This is a genomic window from Actinomadura meyerae (genome assembly GCF_900188445.1).
In the GTDB taxonomy this organism is placed as follows: domain Bacteria; phylum Actinomycetota; class Actinomycetes; order Streptosporangiales; family Streptosporangiaceae; genus Spirillospora; species Spirillospora meyerae.
Genome location: NZ_FZOR01000018.1, coordinates 1 through 17,428 on the forward strand (window position 1 = coordinate 1; position 17,428 = coordinate 17,428).

At 72.0% G+C, this 17,428-nt stretch carries 15 protein-coding genes and 2 rRNA genes; 9 read left to right on the top strand and 8 right to left on the bottom strand.

Annotated elements, in window-relative coordinates:
- Both CHF16_RS19235 and rrf read left to right on the top strand, forming a co-directional pair.
- Positions 1-104 (top strand): 23S ribosomal RNA (locus tag CHF16_RS19235); the annotation flags it as partial.
- Positions 105-259: 155 nt separating this feature from the next.
- Positions 260-376 (top strand): 5S ribosomal RNA (rrf, locus tag CHF16_RS19240).
- Positions 377-423: 47 nt separating this feature from the next.
- Here rrf and CHF16_RS19245 read toward each other — a convergent pair.
- A complete protein-coding gene (locus CHF16_RS19245; protein WP_089327463.1) occupies positions 424-1,065 on the bottom strand; it encodes a phosphotransferase in 642 nt (213 codons plus the stop codon).
- 203 nt (positions 1,066-1,268) lie between these two features.
- Between CHF16_RS19245 and CHF16_RS19250 the strand changes: the two genes are divergently transcribed.
- On the top strand, positions 1,269-1,466 hold the full coding sequence (locus CHF16_RS19250) for a DUF397 domain-containing protein (RefSeq protein ID WP_089327464.1): 198 nt from the start codon (positions 1,269-1,271) through the stop codon (positions 1,464-1,466).
- 186 nt (positions 1,467-1,652) lie between these two features.
- Here the strand turns inward: CHF16_RS19250 and CHF16_RS19255 are convergent, their stop codons facing one another.
- Positions 1,653-2,144, bottom strand: coding sequence for a 2-thiouracil desulfurase family protein (locus tag CHF16_RS19255; RefSeq protein WP_089327465.1), 492 nt, complete (start codon positions 2,142-2,144; stop codon positions 1,653-1,655).
- 123 nt (positions 2,145-2,267) lie between these two features.
- Between CHF16_RS19255 and CHF16_RS19260 the strand changes: the two genes are divergently transcribed.
- Positions 2,268-3,485, top strand: coding sequence for a PP2C family protein-serine/threonine phosphatase (locus CHF16_RS19260; protein ID WP_218826735.1), 1,218 nt, complete (start codon positions 2,268-2,270; stop codon positions 3,483-3,485).
- Positions 3,486-3,498: 13 nt separating this feature from the next.
- Here the strand turns inward: CHF16_RS19260 and CHF16_RS19265 are convergent, their stop codons facing one another.
- The 4 genes from CHF16_RS19265 to CHF16_RS19280 form a co-directional block, all read right to left on the bottom strand.
- On the bottom strand, positions 3,499-4,317 hold the full coding sequence (locus CHF16_RS19265; protein ID WP_089327467.1) for an SDR family NAD(P)-dependent oxidoreductase: 819 nt from the start codon (positions 4,315-4,317) through the stop codon (positions 3,499-3,501).
- Positions 4,318-4,442: 125 nt separating this feature from the next.
- Positions 4,443-5,960 (bottom strand): NAD(P)-binding domain-containing protein, encoded by a 1,518-nt coding sequence (locus tag CHF16_RS19270; RefSeq protein WP_089327571.1) that lies wholly within the window; start codon positions 5,958-5,960, stop codon positions 4,443-4,445.
- A gap of 28 nt (positions 5,961-5,988) precedes the next feature.
- Positions 5,989-6,990: an AurF N-oxygenase family protein gene (locus CHF16_RS19275; protein WP_089327468.1), complete on the bottom strand. Its 1,002-nt coding sequence runs from the start codon at positions 6,988-6,990 to the stop codon at positions 5,989-5,991.
- A gap of 106 nt (positions 6,991-7,096) precedes the next feature.
- Positions 7,097-7,840, bottom strand: a complete 744-nt coding sequence (locus tag CHF16_RS19280; RefSeq protein WP_245868826.1) for a TetR/AcrR family transcriptional regulator — start codon at positions 7,838-7,840, stop codon at positions 7,097-7,099.
- 231 nt (positions 7,841-8,071) lie between these two features.
- Here CHF16_RS19280 and CHF16_RS19285 point away from each other — a divergent pair, with 231 nt between their 5' ends.
- The 3 genes from CHF16_RS19285 to CHF16_RS19295 all read left to right on the top strand — a co-directional run bounded on the left by CHF16_RS19285 (position 8,072) and on the right by CHF16_RS19295 (position 12,638).
- Positions 8,072-8,842, top strand: coding sequence for an ABC transporter ATP-binding protein (locus CHF16_RS19285; RefSeq protein ID WP_089327572.1), 771 nt, complete (start codon positions 8,072-8,074; stop codon positions 8,840-8,842).
- On the top strand, positions 8,839-11,349 hold the full coding sequence (locus tag CHF16_RS19290) for an ABC transporter permease (RefSeq protein WP_089327470.1): 2,511 nt from the start codon (positions 8,839-8,841) through the stop codon (positions 11,347-11,349). Before CHF16_RS19285 ends, CHF16_RS19290 begins: the two co-directional genes overlap by 4 nt.
- A 77-nt stretch (positions 11,350-11,426) precedes the next feature.
- Entirely contained in the window at positions 11,427-12,638 is a 1,212-nt protein-coding gene (locus tag CHF16_RS19295) for a pyridoxal phosphate-dependent aminotransferase (protein WP_089327471.1), read from the top strand.
- 54 nt (positions 12,639-12,692) lie between these two features.
- On the opposite strand, the gene CHF16_RS19300 is transcribed toward CHF16_RS19295, so the two are convergent.
- On the bottom strand, positions 12,693-14,738 hold the full coding sequence (locus CHF16_RS19300; protein WP_179271603.1) for an ATP-dependent DNA helicase: 2,046 nt from the start codon (positions 14,736-14,738) through the stop codon (positions 12,693-12,695).
- Between the two features lie 155 nt (positions 14,739-14,893).
- On the opposite strand from CHF16_RS19300, the gene CHF16_RS19305 reads away from it, so the two are divergent.
- The gene (locus CHF16_RS19305) at positions 14,894-15,889 is read left to right on the top strand and encodes a DUF4192 domain-containing protein (RefSeq protein ID WP_089327472.1); all 996 of its coding nucleotides are present in this window, start codon (positions 14,894-14,896) and stop codon (positions 15,887-15,889) included.
- A gap of 149 nt (positions 15,890-16,038) precedes the next feature.
- On the opposite strand, the gene CHF16_RS19310 is transcribed toward CHF16_RS19305, so the two are convergent.
- Positions 16,039-16,410: a hypothetical protein gene (locus CHF16_RS19310; protein ID WP_089327473.1), complete on the bottom strand. Its 372-nt coding sequence runs from the start codon at positions 16,408-16,410 to the stop codon at positions 16,039-16,041.
- A gap of 150 nt (positions 16,411-16,560) precedes the next feature.
- Between CHF16_RS19310 and CHF16_RS19315 the strand changes: the two genes are divergently transcribed.
- Entirely contained in the window at positions 16,561-17,406 is an 846-nt protein-coding gene (locus tag CHF16_RS19315; protein ID WP_089327474.1) for a polysaccharide deacetylase family protein, read from the top strand.
- Positions 17,407-17,428: the final 22 nt, after the last annotated feature.

Below are 17,428 nucleotides of genomic sequence, written 5' to 3' on the forward strand. Positions count from 1 at the left end.
GTGGGTGTAAGGCCCCCGGTAGACGACCGGGTTGATAGGCCGGAGATGGAAGCGCGGTAACGTGTGGAGTCGACCGGTACTAATAGGCCGAGTGGCTTGAACACACTGAACGTTCAAAGCGAGTCGCTGTTGTGGGTTTGTTCGCGTCCCTGTGTGGTTCTCAGGAAACAATCCGGGAATCGCAGTGCATAATATAATACCGAGTTGAGTCGCTCGGACGTTGATTTGCCCGCCCGGTATCGGGTGGTGCGTTGAGGCGTTCGGTGGTTTTGGCGAAGGGGAAACACCCGGTCCCATTCCGAACCCGGAAGTTAAGCCCTTCAGCGCCGATGGTACTGCATGGGAGACTGTGTGGGAGAGTAGGACGCCGCCGGACTTATATTGCAGGAAGGCCCCGCCGTCACCGGCGGGGCCTTTCTCGTTTCATCCCAACAGGTTCAGGACTCGCGTCGCCTGGGCGGCCAGGTCGACCGATCCTCTCGGCGATCGACCTTGTCCGCTGCCGAGTATCCGCAGCAGCCAGAACAGCGCGTGCAGACGCCGGCAGTCCAAGAGTCTCGAAGCGTCGGACTCCGCGGACGCGACCTGCTCCAGAGCGCGAACGAGAGCGGTCCCGTCCCGCTGCCGTACGGAGATGTGCTCGACCATCTCCGCGAGCTCGTAAGCGCGGTCACTGAGTCCGGAGTACTCGAAATCGACCAGGCGGGCCTGAGAACCGTCCCACAGCCAATCGGCCACATTCCCGTCTCCTGTTCCGAACACCGGTGCTGCCGTTCGAGTGAGCCGGTCGGCCAGGATCGCCCGCGGCACCGCCTTCTGGACCTGAACCACGGTGCGGGCGACGGCGGCGGCCTGCTCCACGCCCACAGGTTCCGAGAGCGGTACTCCTGGCAGGCGGGACATCACGACCGTCGGTGGGTCGGCGGCGAGATCGGCGGACACGGGTGCGGGCGCTGTCCCGGGAGCATGCTCGGCGATGAGTCGCAAAGCGGTCCACTGCCGCTGCTTGACCACCGCCGCCGTTCCGATTACGACGAGATGTGTAGCGCTCGACCGGTCGCTCATGCCATCCCCTTCGAGGTCGGGCCGGGCCAGGGGCCTGGCCGGCCAGGTGGTATCGCCGGAAGAAAGGAGCGCCGGGGGATGTCTGGCGGCCGCCTGGCGAATGGTTCAGAGGTCATGCCGCTGATCAGTTTCGGGTGTCCTCAATCCGCACGTCCGGATGATCTGCGTAATGAGGGTAGGGGCCTGGCAAGCAGGGAGGATCAATGGATCGGGTTCATGGGGCGCGGGATCGCGCCACGTGGCGCAAGAGCTCCCGGAGCAACGGTTCGAGCAACTGTGTCGAGGTCGCCCGCCTGCGGCGCGGCATCGGGGTCAGGGACAGCAAGGCACCGGCCGGAGCCGTGCTCGTCCTCGATGCGGACCGTTGGGCGACCTTCCTTGAGGCCGTCAAGGAGCGGTGATCGCCATCTGAACCGGCTCGGGAGGCGATGAGCCACCGGACCGGAGACGAGGGGCATCGGCCGAGGTCGCCGATTCCGCCGCCTGTGGCGGTCATCGGTCGATGCCCGTCGGCGCGGGCGCTCGGGCGGGCCGAGGCTCGTGTCTGATGGGCGACGGACGCCGGAGTCGGGCTTGAGAGGAGGGGGTCAGGCTTCCAGGGCGTCCAGGCGGGACTGGACGGCTTCCAGGTCGTCCTCGCTGAAGACCTCGATGCCGGCGCGCTGGAGCAGGGCGGTGGTCACGCCCGTGCCGGGGTGGTGCGCGCCCGTGAAGGTGCCGTCGTAGACCCGGTGGCTGCCGCAGGAGGGGCTGCCCTCCTTGAGCAGGGCGATGCGGGCCCCGGAGCGGCGGGCCGTCTCCAGGGCGAGGCGGGCGCCGCGGAGGAACTCCTCGGTCACGTCGTCGCCGGCGCCGGTGCGGATGCGGGCCCGGCCGTCCAGGACGTCGGCTCCGTCGCCACCGACGATCTCGGCCGCCGGGCGCGGTACGGCCAGGCCACCCGAAACTTCGGGGCAGAATGGGACAAGACGGCCTTCCGTCCGCCACCGGTGGAAGAGGTCGCCTTCGACCGGCTTGGCCGCGCCGTCGTACCTGACGTGCCGCCCCGCCAGGCACGAGCTGACCAGGATGCGTTCCATGCGTCCAGCCTATGGCGGCGCCGAGCTGGACTGGTCGCCGTGATCTGCGTCACTCTCTGGATCTGTGCGCAGGGCTCGGGTATTAGTTGCAGAACATCAACTAACGAATATATGGGTGGAACGTTGGAGAACTCAGCGGGTACCGGAGACCGGGCAGCCCGCGAGCTGGAGCGGATCAGACTGATCACCGATGAGGCGTTCGCTCATATGGACGTGGACGAGTTCCTGGACACGCTGCTCGACCGGCTGTGCCGGGCCCTGGACGTCGACACCGCGGTGGTGCTGCTCCTCGACCCGCAGGGCCGGTACCTCATGGCGACGGCCGCGAGGGGGATAGAGGAGGAGGTCACCCAGGCGGCGCACGTCCCGGTCGGGCAGGGGTTCGCCGGGCGCGTCGCCGCGGAGCGGCGGACCATCTACATCCCGGACGTGCCGAGCGCGGGCCTTTTCAACCCGCTGCTGGTGCAGCGGGGGCTGCGGTCCCTGCTCGGCGTGCCGCTCATCGGCGGCGGAGCGCTGGTCGGCGTCCTGCACGTCGGGACGCTCGCTCCGCGCCGCTTCACCGACGACGAGTCCGAGCTGCTGCGGCTCGCGGCCTCGAGCGTCGCGATGGCCCTGCAGTCGCTGGCGAGCCGCGCCGAAAGCGCCGGCGCCCGGGAACTGCAGCGCAGCCTCGTCCCGGCCGGGCTCCCCGACATCCCCGGCGCCGAGCTGACCGCCCGCTACCGGCCCGGGAAGGCCAGTGTCGGCGGGGACTGGTACGACGTGTTCACCCTTCCGTCCGGCGAGGTCGGCATCGTGATGGGGGACGTGGCGGGGCACGGCCTCGGCGCCGCCGTCGTCATGGGACGGATGCGCAGCGCGCTGCGGGCGTACGCGCTGGACAGCACCGATCCCGCCGAGGTCCTGCGCAAGCTCGACCGGAAGATGACGCATTTCGAGCCGGAGGCGACGGCGACCGTCCTGTACGCCGTGTTCGACTCCGACATGCGCCGGGTCAGGCTGTCCTCGGCCGGGCACCTCCCGCCCATCCTCGCGCTGCCCGGCGAGCCCGCGCTGGCCGTCGAGGCGAAGCCGGACGTCCTCATCGGCCTCGGGGACGACATGGCGCGCGAGACCATGACGCTGGAGCTCCCGCCGGGGGCGCTGCTGTGCTTCTACACCGACGGGCTGATCGAGCGGCGCGACGCGTCCCTGAACACCGGCATCGAGCGGCTGCGCCGCGCGGTGTCCGCGGGCCCGCCCGAGGCCGTCGGCGCCGCCGTCATGACGGCGCTGATCGGCCGCGAGCGGGCCGAGGACGATGTCGCGCTGCTGATCATCCGCCGGTCGCCCGGGTGACGGCCGCGCCGGGTCACTTCCCGGCGCGGATCCGGTCGACGGCGATCTGGGCGACGCGGACGGCGCCGCCCGGGTTCATGCGGGTGCCGCGCCAGGCGAGCCGGCCGTGCGCGGGCGCGACGATGAGCGCCTGGTTCTTCGCGACGCCGCGCATGATGTCGCGGGCCAGCTTCTCCGCCGTGTAGAGGCGCGGGGACGCCTTCTTGATGTCACCGGTCGCGTCGCCGCTGAGCGCCGTCTCGGGCAGGTCCGGGTTGACGTTGTGCAGCAGCGGGGTGTCGACGAACGACGGGCAGACGACGCTGACCTTGACGCCGCGTCCGGCCGCCTCGGCGCGCAGGCCGAGGGAGAGGCCGACGACGGCGTGCTTGGTCGCGGTGTAGGGGATGCCGATCGGCATCGGGACGAGCCCCGCCAGCGACGCGGTGTTCACGATGTGGCCGCGGCCCTGCTCCAGCATGATCGGGTAGGCGGCGTGGACGCCGTGGACGACGCCCTTGAGGTTGATGTCGATCGCCCGGTTCCAGTGGTCGAGGGTGAGCTCCTCGGCCAGGCCGCCGACCGCGATGCCGGCGTTGTTGAAGACGATGTCGAGCCGGCCGTGCTCGGCCTTGACGCTCTTGTAGAGGTCGGCGACGGCGTCGGCGTCGGTGACGTCGAGGGCGGCGGAGACCGCCCGGCCCTTGCCGAGGGTGTTCAGCTTGTCGGCGACCTCCGCCGCGCCGCCGGCGTTGATGTCGCTCACGACGACGGTGTCGCCGCGCGCCACCAGGGACGTGGCGATCGCACGGCCGATGCCGGATGCGCCTCCGGTCACGATCGCGATGCTCATTGCGCGCTCCGCTCGATGGACCGCGGGCCGGGCCTCGGGGGAGTGCCCCGCCCGCGGTGGTTAATTGGATTCGATGTTGAATTAGGGGGATTGTAGGGGCGGGCGCGGCCCGCCGGTACCCGCGGTCACCCGGCGCGGGCGGCCGGTTCGTCCCGTTGCCCGGTGCCGCGCTCGATCTGGAAGTCGCCCGGGTCGAGCCGGCGGGTCCGCAGCCAGAAGTTCAGCGTGGACGCCGGCCACGCGGCCCGGTTGACGCCGGCGCGGTCGAGGTACCAGCTGTCGCAGCCGCCGGCGACCCAGACGGCGCCCTCCGACTTGCGCTGCACCCACCGGTTGAACCGGTCCTGGACGGACGGCTTCACCGAGATCCGCGTGCCGCCCGCCGCGTCCAGCATCGCCAGGGCCTGCAGGACGTAGCGGACCTGCGCCTCGATGATGAAGATCATCGAGTTGTGGCCGAGCCCGGAGTTGGGTCCGAGCAGCAGGAACAGGTTCGGGAAGCCCGCGACCGCGACGCCGAGGTGCGCCTCGATGCCGTCCTTCCAGGCGTCCTGGATCTTCACCCCGCCGCGCCCGACGATGTGCGCGCCGTCGAACGCGTCGGTGACGTGGAAGCCGGTGCCGAAGATGATCGCGTCGACCTCGTGCTCCCGGCCGTCGCGGGTCACGATCGAGTGCTCGCGGACCTCGGCGATGCCCTCGGTGGTCAGCTCCACGTTGGGCCGCATCAGCGCCGGGTAGTAGTCGCTCGACACCAGCGTCCGCTTGCAGCCCATCGTGTAGTCGGGGGTGAGCTTGCGGCGCAGGTCCCGGTCGGGGACCTGCCGGGCGAGATGCCACCGGGCGAGGGCGCTCGCCGCCTTGAGCAGCCGCGGGTTCTTGAACCCGAGGACGAAGCTCTCCTGCACCAGGTAGATGCCGTTGCGGTAGCCGCGCTGGACGAGCGGGACGCGCCGGAACAGCGCCCGCTCCACGGCGGTGACCGGGCGGTCGGGCTTCGGCAGGATCCACGGCGGCGTCCGCTGGAACACCGTCAGGTGCCGGACCCGCTTCGCGATCTGCGGGACGAACTGGATCGCCGACGCGCCGGTCCCGACCACCGCGACCCGCTTCCCGGCCAGGTCGTAGGAGTGGTCCCACTGGGCGGAGTGGAACGTCGTCCCCTCGAACGAGGCGAGCCCCGGCAGGTCGGGGATGCTCGGGTAGTGCAGCGGGCCCATGCCCGCGACCAGCGCCCGCCCCCGCACGGTCTCCTCGCCGTTGACGGTCACCCGCCAGGTGTCGGTGGCGTCGTCGTACTCCGCCCCGGTCGCCTCCGCGTTGAACCGGATGTGCTGCGCCAGCTCGTACTTGGCGACGATGTCCTTGATGTACTGGAGCAGTTCCGCCTGCTCGGGGAACATCCGCGACCAGTCGGCCTTGGGCTCGAAGGAGTACGAGTACAGCAGCGACATGATGTCGCAGGCGCAGCCGGGGTAGGTGTTCTCCCGCCACGTCCCGCCGACCTCGTCCGCCTTCTCCAGGATGACGAAGTCGTGCACGCCGGCCTTCTTCAGCCCGATCGCCATGCCGAGGCCGGAGAAGCCCGTCCCGACGATGACGACCTTGTACGGGCCGTCCGGCCCCGCCGCCGGCGTCACCACGGCGGGGTCCCGCTGGACCGCGGCCACGCTACGCGGCCTTGGCGGAGTCGACGTCGCGGCGCCGGCCGGGCTCGTCCCAGATCCCGAACGCCTTCCACACCCGCCTGTTCACCGGGTCGATGACGCCCAGCTCGGCCATCAGGTCGCGGATCTTGCCGACCGAGTTGGAGATCTCCGCCTGCGACGCCTCGCTCCGGTAGGCGGCGCGGACGACGTCCTTCGGGATGTTGAAGTGCCGCACCATCGGCCCGGGCGGGGACAGCATGATCCGCGCCATCACGCCGAGGACGACCGGGGTGGCCAGCCCGAGGATCCGGCGGCGCACCGGGTGCATGTTCGGCACCCGGTGCTTGAGGTAGTGCCGGGCGAACGAGATGTGCCGGGCCTCCTCCGCGATGTGGATCTTCATGATGGTCTCCTCGAGCGGGTGCTTGATGTGCCCGCCCTTGAGGGACTTGCGCTGGACGTAGTCGATCGGGTCCTCGCCGCCGAGCACGAACACGAAGAACATCTCGGTGCTGACCAGCGGGATCCACGGCGCGGCCTGCGCGATGAGGCTGAGCGAGCGCGGCATGCCGCGGATCGGCATCTTCGTCCGGTTCACGAACTCCTGGAACATCATCCCGTGGTGACATTCCTCGGTCGTCTCGTGGTAGACGTACCGGAACTCGGGCCGCCCGTTCGGCAGCCGGTAGGCGTAGTTGAGCAGCCCGCGCTTCAGCAGGTTCTCGAACTGGAGCCCGATCTTCATCGCGGTGGCGACGCGCCACAGCCCGATCTGCGCCTGGATCTCCGGCGGCTGCGCCTGGTACCAGGCCGTCTCGCCGAGCCGGTCGAACGGCGGCAGGATCCAGCGCGGATCGTTCTTGTCGACGGTGAACTCGGGGTCGTCCCAGGGGATGTCGGCGTAGGCCTCCCAGTGCTTGTCCACCGACGCCTTGTTCAGGCGGTCGATGACGCCGAGGTACGACTTCTTGTCCTTGACCTGCTCGCGGACCTCGTCGGCGAGTTCGGTGGGGGCTTTCGGCATGTGGCGCTCCCTCGGGGTGAGGCGGCCGGCGCGTACCGATGGCGGGCCGGCGGTGGTGCTGGGGTGGAACGGGGGGTGCTGCGGGGGTCGGAGTCGTCGGGGTGGGTCAGTCGGTTCGGTGCCCGGACGCGGTCGGCGCGTCCGGCAGGGGCGCGTCCGGGGCGGACGCCTCGGCGGGGGTGTCGGGCATCGGCGCGCCCGAGGGTGCGCCCTGCTGCGGGACGATCAGCCGCGCGACGTCCTTGACCTGGCGCAGCACCGCGGCCTGGTGGCCTTCGGCGTCGTCGTCCAGCGCGTTCTGGATGGAGAGCCCGACGAACATCGCGAACAGGGCGCGCAGCATCGTCGGGGCGAAGTCGGGGGTCAGCGTGTTCTGCGGGAACAGCCGCTCGAACGTCTCCAGGATGACCTGGAGGATCCGCTCGTTCATGTCGATGCACAGCGGCCGCAGCTCGTCGTCGGTGCGCGCCGCCACGGCCAGCTCCATGAGGGCCTTGGCGGGACGGCCCCGGAACACCTCCCACAGCAGGTCGAGGGCGCCCGAGACGTTGCGCCGGTCGGCCGGCAGCACCGCGAACGCCGTCTCGTACGCCAGGCGCTGCGCCTCCAGGAGGTGCTCCAGCGCGGCGGCGACGAGCACCATCTTCGTCGGGTAGTGGTGCTGCTGCGCGCCGCGGGAGACGCCCGCGCGGCGGGCCACCTCCGTGGTGGACGTCCCGGACCAGCCGAGGTCGACCAGGCACTCCATGGTCGCCTCCAGGAGCCTGGCCCGGGTGCGCGACCGGCGTTCCTCCTGCGTGCGGCGCCCGGAGGAGCCGTGGCGGTGCCGCCTGCGGCTGCTGACTGACATGGCTCGACGGTACGAGCGCGGATACAAGCAAGCAAGCCTGCATGTATGTTGCCCGCATCACAATTGGACATCGCGTCTTATTGATCTTCGCGCGGTACCGGCCTCCGCCGCGGGGGCGGAGGCGTACCGCGGCGGACGTAGCCGGGGGCTGCCGCGTGCGTCCGGGGGAGCAGCGCGGGTGCCTCTCCTCGCCCGACGACGGGCGGCATGGCGCACCGCCACGATCCCGGCATGGGAAACGCAGCAGAGGCAAGACGAACGGTCGGCGAAGTGCGCGGCGGCGCCCGGACGGAGCACCTCGGGAAGGTGTACGGGTCCGGTGACATGGCGGTGCGCGCGCTCGACGACGTCACCATCGAGTTCCCGGACGGGCGGTTCACCGCCATCATGGGCCCGTCCGGCGCCGGCAAGTCCACGCTCATGCACTGCGTGGCCGGGCTGGAGGACGCGACGTCCGGCAAGGTCTACGTGGGCGGCCAGGAGCTGGGGGCGCTGTCGGACCGGCGGCTCACCAGGCTCCGCCGCGAGCGCATCGGGTTCGTGTTCCAGGCGTTCAACCTGATCCCGACGCTCACGGCGCGCGACAACATCGTGCTCCCCCTCACGCTGGCGGGGACGCGCCCGGACGCGGAGTGGCTGGACACCGTCGTCCGCGTCCTGAAGCTGGGGGACCGGCTGTCGCACCGGCCTTCGGAGATGTCGGGCGGGCAGCAGCAGCGCGTCGCGCTGGCGCGCGCGCTCGTCACGCGTCCGCAGATCGTGTTCGCGGACGAGCCGACCGGCAACCTCGACTCCCGCACCGGCGCCGAGGTGCTGGCGCTGCTCCGCAACGCCGTGGACGACCTCGGCCAGACCGTCGCGATGGTCACCCACGACCCGGTCGCCGCGGGGCACGCCGACGCGGTCGTGTTCCTCGCCGACGGCCGCATCGTCGACGTCATGGACGCCCCCACACCCGACCGGGTGCTGGACCGCATGCGAGGGCTGGGAGACCACTCATGATCGGGCTCGTCTTCAAGGAGTTGTGGGGACGCAAACGTCGGCTGGTCGGCTCCCTGGTGGCGGTCTTCCTGGGCGTGACGTTCCTGACGGGGACGCTCGTCCTCGGTGACACGCTCGCGGCGAGCATCGACGGCTACTTCTCCAAGGCGTACGGCAACACGGACGTGACCGTACGCAACGCGACCAAGGTGAGCGACGCGCCATGGGGCGCGCGCGGGGACATCGACGCGTCCGTTGTGGACAGGGTGCGCCAGGTGGATGGCGTCGCCAATGCCGAGCCCACCATCCAGGGGTCGGGCCAGCTGCTCGCCAAGGACGGCACCACGATCCAGTCGCGCGGCCCCCGGATGGCCGGAAACTGGCTGACCGACCCTGAGCTCAACCCGTACCACCTGGTGTCCGGGCGTGCTCCGCGCACGCCGGACGAGGTCGTCGTCAACAAGATGTTCGCCGACGAGGGAGGCCTCAAGGTCGGGGACCGCACGGCGGTGCTCACACCGCAGAAGGTCCCGGTGACCGTGGTCGGCATCAGCAAGTTCGGTGACGAGGACGCCTTCGGCGAGACGTCGTTCACGGCGTTCACCTTGGAGGGCGCCCGCGAGCACATCGCGAAGGGGAGCGACCGCGTCGGGGGCGTCGCCGTCCGCGCCGAGGACGTCGTCAGCCAGGCGGAACTGGCGTCCCGCATCGGGCCGGTCCTGCCCGCCGGGGTGGAGGCGGTCACCAACAAGGCGCAGGTCGAGGAGGGCATGAGCCTCGTCGAGAGCGGCTTCCTGCGCGTGTTCCGGATCGTGCTGGCCGCGTTCGGCGGGGTCGCGCTGCTCGTCGCCGCGTTCTCCATCCACAACACCTTCGCGATCACGATGGCGCAGCGGACCCGCGAGTCGGCGCTGTTGCGGGCCCTCGGCGCCGGCCGCCGGCAGGTCGTCGCGATCGTCGGGTTCGAGGCCCTCGTGGTCGGCGGCGCCGCCACCCTCGCCGGGCTCAGCGGCGGGCTCGGCTTCGCGGCCCTGCTGCGGTGGATGTTCACGCGGTTCCGGATCGGGATCGCGATGGAGGGCCTCACGGTCGCCGCCACCTCGGTCCTCATCGCGGTGCCGGTCGGCCTCGCGGTCACCCTCGTCGCGGCGCTCGGGCCGGCGCTGAAGGCGTCCCGGACGCCGCCGCTGGCGGCGCTGCGCGAGGTCGCGGCCGAGGCGTCCCGGCCGTCCGACGCCCGGATCGTCATCGGCGGCGTCTTCGGCGCCGTCGCGGCGGGGACCGTCGTGTTCGGCGCGGTCACCGAGCAGATGGCGATGGCGGCCGCGGGCGCGGTGGTCACCGTCGCCGCGATGGTCGTGCTCGGGCCGGTCGCCGCCCGCCCGGTCGCGGCCCTCATCGGCGGCCCCGCGGCGCGGCTGCGCGGCGTGCCGGGCCGGCTCGCCCGCGACAACGCGTCCCGCAGCCCGGCCCGCACCGCCGGCGCCGCGACCGCGCTGATGATCGGCGTCGGCGTCGTCTCGCTGATGACCGTGTTCATCGGGTCGCTGGGCGCGTCCCTGGAGAACAGCGTCGCCGGGTCGTTCAAGGGATCGCTCGTGATCAACGCGGGCAACAACGAGACCGGCGGGTTCGGCACCGGGCTCGTGCGGGACGCCGCGCGGCTGCCCGAGGTCCAGGAGATCGCGGGGGCCGGGACCGGCAGCATGCGGGTGGACGGCGACCCCTCGACGGTCAGCGTGGCCGACCCGTCCGCCCTCAGCCGCGTCCTCGACCTGGACGTCACCCAGGGCGACGTCAAGGACGCCGGTACGTTCGCGGTGTCGAAGGGCGTCGCCGACGACAAGGGCTGGCGCGTCGGGTCGCAGGTGGGCGTGACGTTCGCCGACGGTGCGTCCCAGCGGCTCACCGTGGGCGCCGTCTATGAGAACACCGATCTCACCGGTGACTACCTCGTGCCGCGCAGCGTATGGGACGCCCACACCAGGCAGCCCTTGGACACCAGAGCGTTCGTCCAATTGCGGCCAGGTGCTTCCGAGGCCGACGCCACCCGCGCCCTCACCCGGCTGAGCGCCGCGTACGGCGCCCCAGAGGTGCAGACCCGGGACGACTTCGTGGCCGCGCAGACGGAGGAGCAGCAGGGGTTCATCACCGTCGTCTACGGGATGCTGATCCTCGCCATCGTCGTCGCGCTGCTCGGCATCGCCAACACGCTGTCGCTCGCCGTCCACGAACGGACCCGCGAACTCGGGCTGCTCCGGGCGGTCGGCGCGACCCGGCCGCAGATCAGGTCGATGGTCCGGTGGGAGTCGCTGATCGTCGCGCTGTTCGGCACCGCCGGCGGCATCGGGCTCGGGCTGTTCCTCGGCTGGGGGCTCGGCAGCGCCCTCGGCAACCCGTTCGCCCCGCCCGCCGTCCAGCTGGCGCTCGTCGGCGTCGTCGGCGCGGTCGCCGGGGCGCTCGCCGCGATCCGCCCCGCGCGGCGCGCGGCGCGGCTGGCGATCCTGTCCGCGATCTCCGCGCCGTGACCCGTCCCGCCCCCGTTCCTCCCGCCACGCCGGGGGGAACGGGGATCGCGGGCGCGGGCCGCGGCTATGGTAAGTCCATGCAGGTCAACCAATCGGGGAAGCTCACCAACGTCTGCTACGACATCCGCGGGCCCGTGCTGAAGCGCGCGAAGCAGCTGGAGGCCGAGGGCAACAACATCCTCAAGCTGCACATCGGCAACCCGGCCCCGTTCGGGTTCGAGGCCCCGCCCGAGCTCCTCCAGGACATGGTCCGCAACCTGCCGGACGCGCACGGCTACAGCGACTCCAAGGGCATCCTGCCCGCGCGCCGCGCCATCGTGCAGCGCCTGGAGGACAGCGGCGTCGCCGGCATCGACGTCGAGGACGTCTACCTCGGCAACGGCGTGTCCGAGCTCATCGTCATGACCCTGCAGGCGCTGCTCAACGACGGCGACGAGGTCCTCATCCCCGCGCCGGACTACCCGCTGTGGACGGCCGCGGTCTCCCTCTGCGGCGGCACGCCCGTCCACTACCTGTGCGACGAGGACGACGGCTGGCAGCCCAGCCTGGACGACATCGAGGCCAAGATCGGCGACCGCACCCGCGCGATCGTCATCATCAACCCCAACAACCCGACCGGGGCCGTCTACTCGCGCGAGGTGCTCTCCCGCATCGTCGAGGTCGCCCGCCGCCGCAACCTGCTCATCTTCGCCGACGAGATCTACGACCGGATCCTGTACGACGACGCCGAGCACGTCCCGATCGCCTCGCTCGCCCCCGACCTGCTGTGCCTCACCTTCGGCGGGCTGTCGAAGAACTACCGGGTCGCCGGGTTCCGGTCCGGCTGGGTGGTGCTGTCGGGGCCGAAGGAGCACGCCGAGTCCTACATCGAGGGCCTCGACATCCTCGCCAACATGCGGCTGTGCCCGAACGTCCCCGGCCAGCACGCCATCCAGGCCGCGCTCGGCGGCTACCAGAGCATCGACGATCTCGTCCTGCCGACCGGGCGCCTCGGCGAGCAGCGCGACCGCGCCTGGAAGCTGCTGAACGACCTGCCCGGCGTGTCCTGCGTCAAGCCGCAGGGCGCCCTGTACGTCTTCCCGCGCCTGGACCCCGAGATGTACCCGATCGAGGACGACATGCAGTTCGCCCTCGACCTGCTCGAACAGCAGAAGCTGCTCATCGTGCAGGGGACGGGCTTCAACTGGCCGTCCACCGACCACTTCCGCGTCGTCACCCTGCAGTACGCCGACGACCTGGAGGACGCCGTCGGCCGCATCGGCGACTTCCTCGCCGGCTACCGCCGCTGAGCCGCAGCGCGCGTGCCCCCGCGCGTCACCCGCGCGTGAGGCATCGCGGGCGGGTCACTCCGCGGCGGCCGCGTCGAGGCGGCGCAGGGCGCCGCGGACCACGTCCGGGTCGGTCGTCGCCCAGAACGGCGGCAGGGAGTTCTTCAGGAACCCGCCGTACCTGGCCGTGGCCAGCCGCGGGTCGAGGACGGCGACGACGCCGCGGTCGTCCATCGACCGCAGCAGCCGGCCCGCGCCCTGCGCCAGCAGCAGCGCGGCATGCGTCGCGGCGACCGCCATGAACCCGTTGCCGCCGCGCGCCGCGACCGCCCGCGACCGCGCCGACGACACCGGGTCGTCCGGGCGCGGGAACGGGATGCGGTCCATGATGACGAGCTGCAGCGACGGGCCCGGGACGTCCACGCCCTGCCAGAGGGACAGCGTGCCGAACAGGCACGTGCGCTCGTCCTCGGCGAACCGCTTCACCAGCAGGGACGTCGAGTCCTCGCCCTGGCACAGCAGGGGGTGGGACAGGTGGTCCTTCAGCTCGTCGGCGGCCTGCCGCGCCGCCCGCATCGAGGAGAACAGGCCCAGCGTCCGCCCGCCCGCCGCCTCGATCAGTTCGGTGATCTCCGTCAGGTAGGCGTCGGCGAGGCCGTCCCGCCCTGGCTGCGGCAGGTGCCGCGCGACGTACAGGATGCCGGCCTTCCCATGGTCGAACGGCGACCCCGCGTCGAGCCCCGACCAGACGACCTCGGTCTGCTCGCCCTTCTCGGTCGCGGTCCGGGCGAGCCCCTCCGCGGCCGTCTTGGCGTCCCTGGGGGCCTGCTCGTCCAGCGGAGGCAGGCCCCACTGCCGGGCGAGCGGCTCGAACGACCCGCCGAGCGTCAGCGTCGCCGACGTCAGGATCGCGGTGCGCCGCTCGAACAGGGTCGTCCGCAGCAGGCCGCCGACGCCGATCGGCGCGACGTGCAGCGCCGGCGGGCGCTTCGGCCGCCCGTCCGGGACGAACGGCTTCTCCACCCACACCACGTCGAAGCGCTCGGCCATCTCGGGCTGGAACGCCTCCAGCATCCGCACGGCCGTGTCGTGCAGGTCTTCCAGCGACGACCGCGCGGCCTTGCGCGCGGCCATGTCACCGGGATCCGACTCCTTCTTGTCGGGGCCGAGGGCCGTGACGCAGGCGTGCGCGGCGTCCCGTACAACCGCGAGGGTGTTGCCCAGGGCGCTCGGCAGGACGTCCATGCGCCCCTGGGGCAGATCCTCCAGCAGGACGCCGAGCCCCTTCGCCGCCTCTGTCAGCCGGTTGGCGACGGCCTCCTCGATCAGCCGGCCGCACCGCCGCGCGGCCGTCTCGACCCCGGCACCGCTCAGGTCTCCCGTGGCGACCGACGTGACCCGGTCGACGAGCTCGTGCGCCTCGTCGACCACCACGACGTCGTGCTCGGGCAGGACCTGGAACTCCTCCAGGGCGTCGATGGCCAGCAGCGCGTGGTTGGTGACCACGATGTGCGCCTCACCGGCCTCCGCCCTGGCCAGCTCGGCGAAGCACTCGGTGCCCTGCGGGCACCGCTGGGCGCCCAGGCACTCCTTCGCCGTGACGGCCACCTGCCGCCACGCCTGCTCGCTCACCCCCGGGACCAGCTCGTCCCGGTCGCCGGTGCCGGTCTCGTCCGCCCACTCGTTCAGCCGCTTGACCTGGCGGCCCAGCGTCGAGAGCTGCTGCGGGTCGAACAGGCCCGCCCCGTCGTCCTCCTCGGGCACGCCCGTCTGCACCCGGTGCAGGCACAGGTAGTTGCGGCGCCCCTTCAGGATCGCGAACTTCAGCTCCGTCCCCAGCATGGGCCCGAGGGCCTCCGCCAGCCGGGGCAGGTCGCGGTCGACGAGCTGCCGCTGGAGCGCGATCGTCGCGGTCGACACCACCACCGTCGTCTGCTTCTCCACCGCGTACCGGATCGCGGGCACGAGGTAGGCGAGCGACTTGCCGGTGCCGGTGCCCGCCTGCGCGGCGAGATGCTCGCCCGAGTCGATCGCCTTCTCCACCGCCCGCGCCATCTCCACCTGGCCGGGGCGCTCGGCACCCCCGATGGACGCGACGGCCGCGGCGAGCAGGGTCGCCATGTCCGGAATCTGGGTATCGCTGGCGTTCAGCAGATCAGGGGCGGGCACGCCGCCCAACGCTACCGCCCCCGGCCGGCGCCCACGCCCGCCCCGAGGTTATCCACAGTCCCCGGAATCTCCGCCGGGCGCGTCCGGCCGCTGCGAACGTCGACGCCATGGCACCTCTCGTGATCCGCAGCGCCCAGGACGCCATCGCCGCCGTCCCCTACCTGCTCGGCTTCCACCCGTCCCGCAGCCTCGTCGTGATCGGTTTCGAGGGCGGTCGCGGCATCTGCGCGGTACGGCTCGACTTACCGGCCGACGACGGCGGCCGCGCGGCCGACGTCCTCGCCGCCAACGGCTACGCCCGCTCCCTGCTGCTCGGCTACGGCCCCGCCGCCGAGGTCGAGGCGGCCGCCGCCCCGATGCGCGCGGCCCTCGCCTCGGCCGGGGTCCCCGTCGCCGAGGCGATCCGCGTCGCCTCCGGCCGCTGGTGGTCGCTCACCTGCGACGACACCTGCTGCCCGCCCGAGGGCACCCCCTACGACATCTCCGCCAGCGCCCTCGCCGCCCAGGCGACCTACGCCGGCCACGTCGCGCTGGCCGACCGGGCCGAACTCGTCCGCTCCGTCCAGCCCCTCGGCGGGCCGGCCCGCGCCGCCATGCGCGACGCCACCGCCAGGGCCGAACGCCGCCGGGCGCGCGGCTCCTCCCTGGAGGAGGACCTCGCCCGCCTGCGCGCCCTGCTCGACCGCGGCCGCGCCGGTCCCACCGACGACGAGGTCGCCTGGCTCGGCCTGCTGCTCACCGACCTGCGCTTCCGGGACGAGGCATGGATCCGCATCGACGAGGACGCCCCAGCCGCCGACATCGCCTTCTGGCGCGACGTCCTCCGCCGCGTGGAGGAGCGGTACGCCCCCGCACCCGCGTCGCTCCTGGCCTTCGCCGCCTACACCGCGGGCGACGGCGGCCTCGCCAACGTCGCCCTCCAGCGCGCCCTGGACGCCGACCCCGCCTACTCGATGGCCGCCATCCTCCGCGAGGTGATCAACGCCGGCATCCCGCCCTCCCGGCTCGCGCTCCGCATGACCCCCGCCCAGCTGGCCGCCGCCTACGACGACAGAGCCGACAGAGCCGACAGAGACGACAGAGCCGACAGAAAGGCCGGCTGACGCCATGCCGAAGACCAACGAACGACACGCGCAGGCCACGGAGTCACGGTCGGCCGTCGCGATGCCGCGGGCCGACGAGCGAGAAGCGAGGGATGAAGAGTCACGACCGGGTGGCGTCGCGGCGTGGGGTGGTGGGGGAGGCGCGGGGGTCAGGGGGCCACGGCTTCGCCGGGGGTGCCGGGGTCGATGCGGCGGTCGGGGTTGCGGGCGTTCCAGGCGCGCATCCGGGGCGGGTAGCCGACGATCTGCACGTCGTAGACGGGCAGGCCCAGGTCGCGGGCCACCTTGCCGATGACCTTGGGGGAGCCGACGCGGCGGCGGGTCCACTCGCCGTCGTGGGCGACCGCCACGGCGGTGGTGTCGGTGGCGAAGGTCTCCGGCTCGACGAAGAACTCGACGCCGCGGCGGGACCGCGCGAACGCGATCAGCGCCTCGATGTCGGTGTCGGTCGCCTCCCGGTCCAGCCGTGTCACCGTGGCCCCCCGGTTCTTGCGTATCCCGAACCGGTCCCGGAACCTCATCGTCCACCCCGTCCTCTGGTCGCGGATGCGGTGTACGACGATAACGACGTCCGGGGTGCCCGGGTTCCCGACACAGCGCCGGAATGCCCTGCGGGCAAGGGCCCGAGCCCTAGACTGGCTGATCTTGGGGGAACGGCAGCGGGGGTGGTGATGGGCGGGCTGGAGCTTGTCCGGCGGGGGGCGGCGGGCGTGCTCGCGGCGGCGGTCTTCGGGTGGCTCAGCTCGCTCGGCGGTGGCCCGGCGGAGGTCGGGCTGACCTCCGCGCGCGGCGAGGCTCCGGCCGCGAAGCCGAAGCCCGCGCCGAAAGCCGCGCCGAAACCGACGCCCGAGCCACCGCCGCCGCCCCCCGACTGCGCGCGGGTCAAGTGCGTGGCGCTGACGTTCGACGACGGGCCGGCCGCCTCCACGGAGGAGCTGCTGGAGATCCTCGCCGCGCGCAAGGTGCGGGTGACGTTCTTCGTCGTGGGGGAGAACGTCGCCGAGCACCCGGAGCTGGTGCGCCGGGAGCACGAGGCCGGGCACGAGATCGGCGACCACAGCTACACGCACGCCGACCTCGGCACCTCCTCCAGGGAGAAGGTCGTGTCGGAGCTGACGCGGACGCAGGAGGCCGTCCGGCGGGCGTCCGGGGTCACGCCCAAGCTGCTGCGGCCGCCGTACGGGTCGGTGTCCAAGCGGCTCACGAAGGCCGCGCGGGAGCAGGGCCTCGCGCAGATTTTGTGGACGGTCGACCCGCTCGACTGGTCGCACCGCGACAGCCGTTACGTCGAGAAGCGGGTGCTGAAGGCGGTCAAGCCCGGCTACGTGGTGCTGCTGCACGACATCCACCCGACGACGGTGAAGGCCGTCCCGCGCATCATCGACCGGCTGGCCGCGCAGGGGTACGCGTTCGTGACCGTGTCCGAGCTGTACGGCGGGCGGCTCGTCCCGGGGAAGGAGTACGGCCAGACCGGGCGGCCCATGGCCGATTCAGGGGCGGCTCAGGGTCATCCCTGATGGTCCGCGGGCGCCGCCGCGC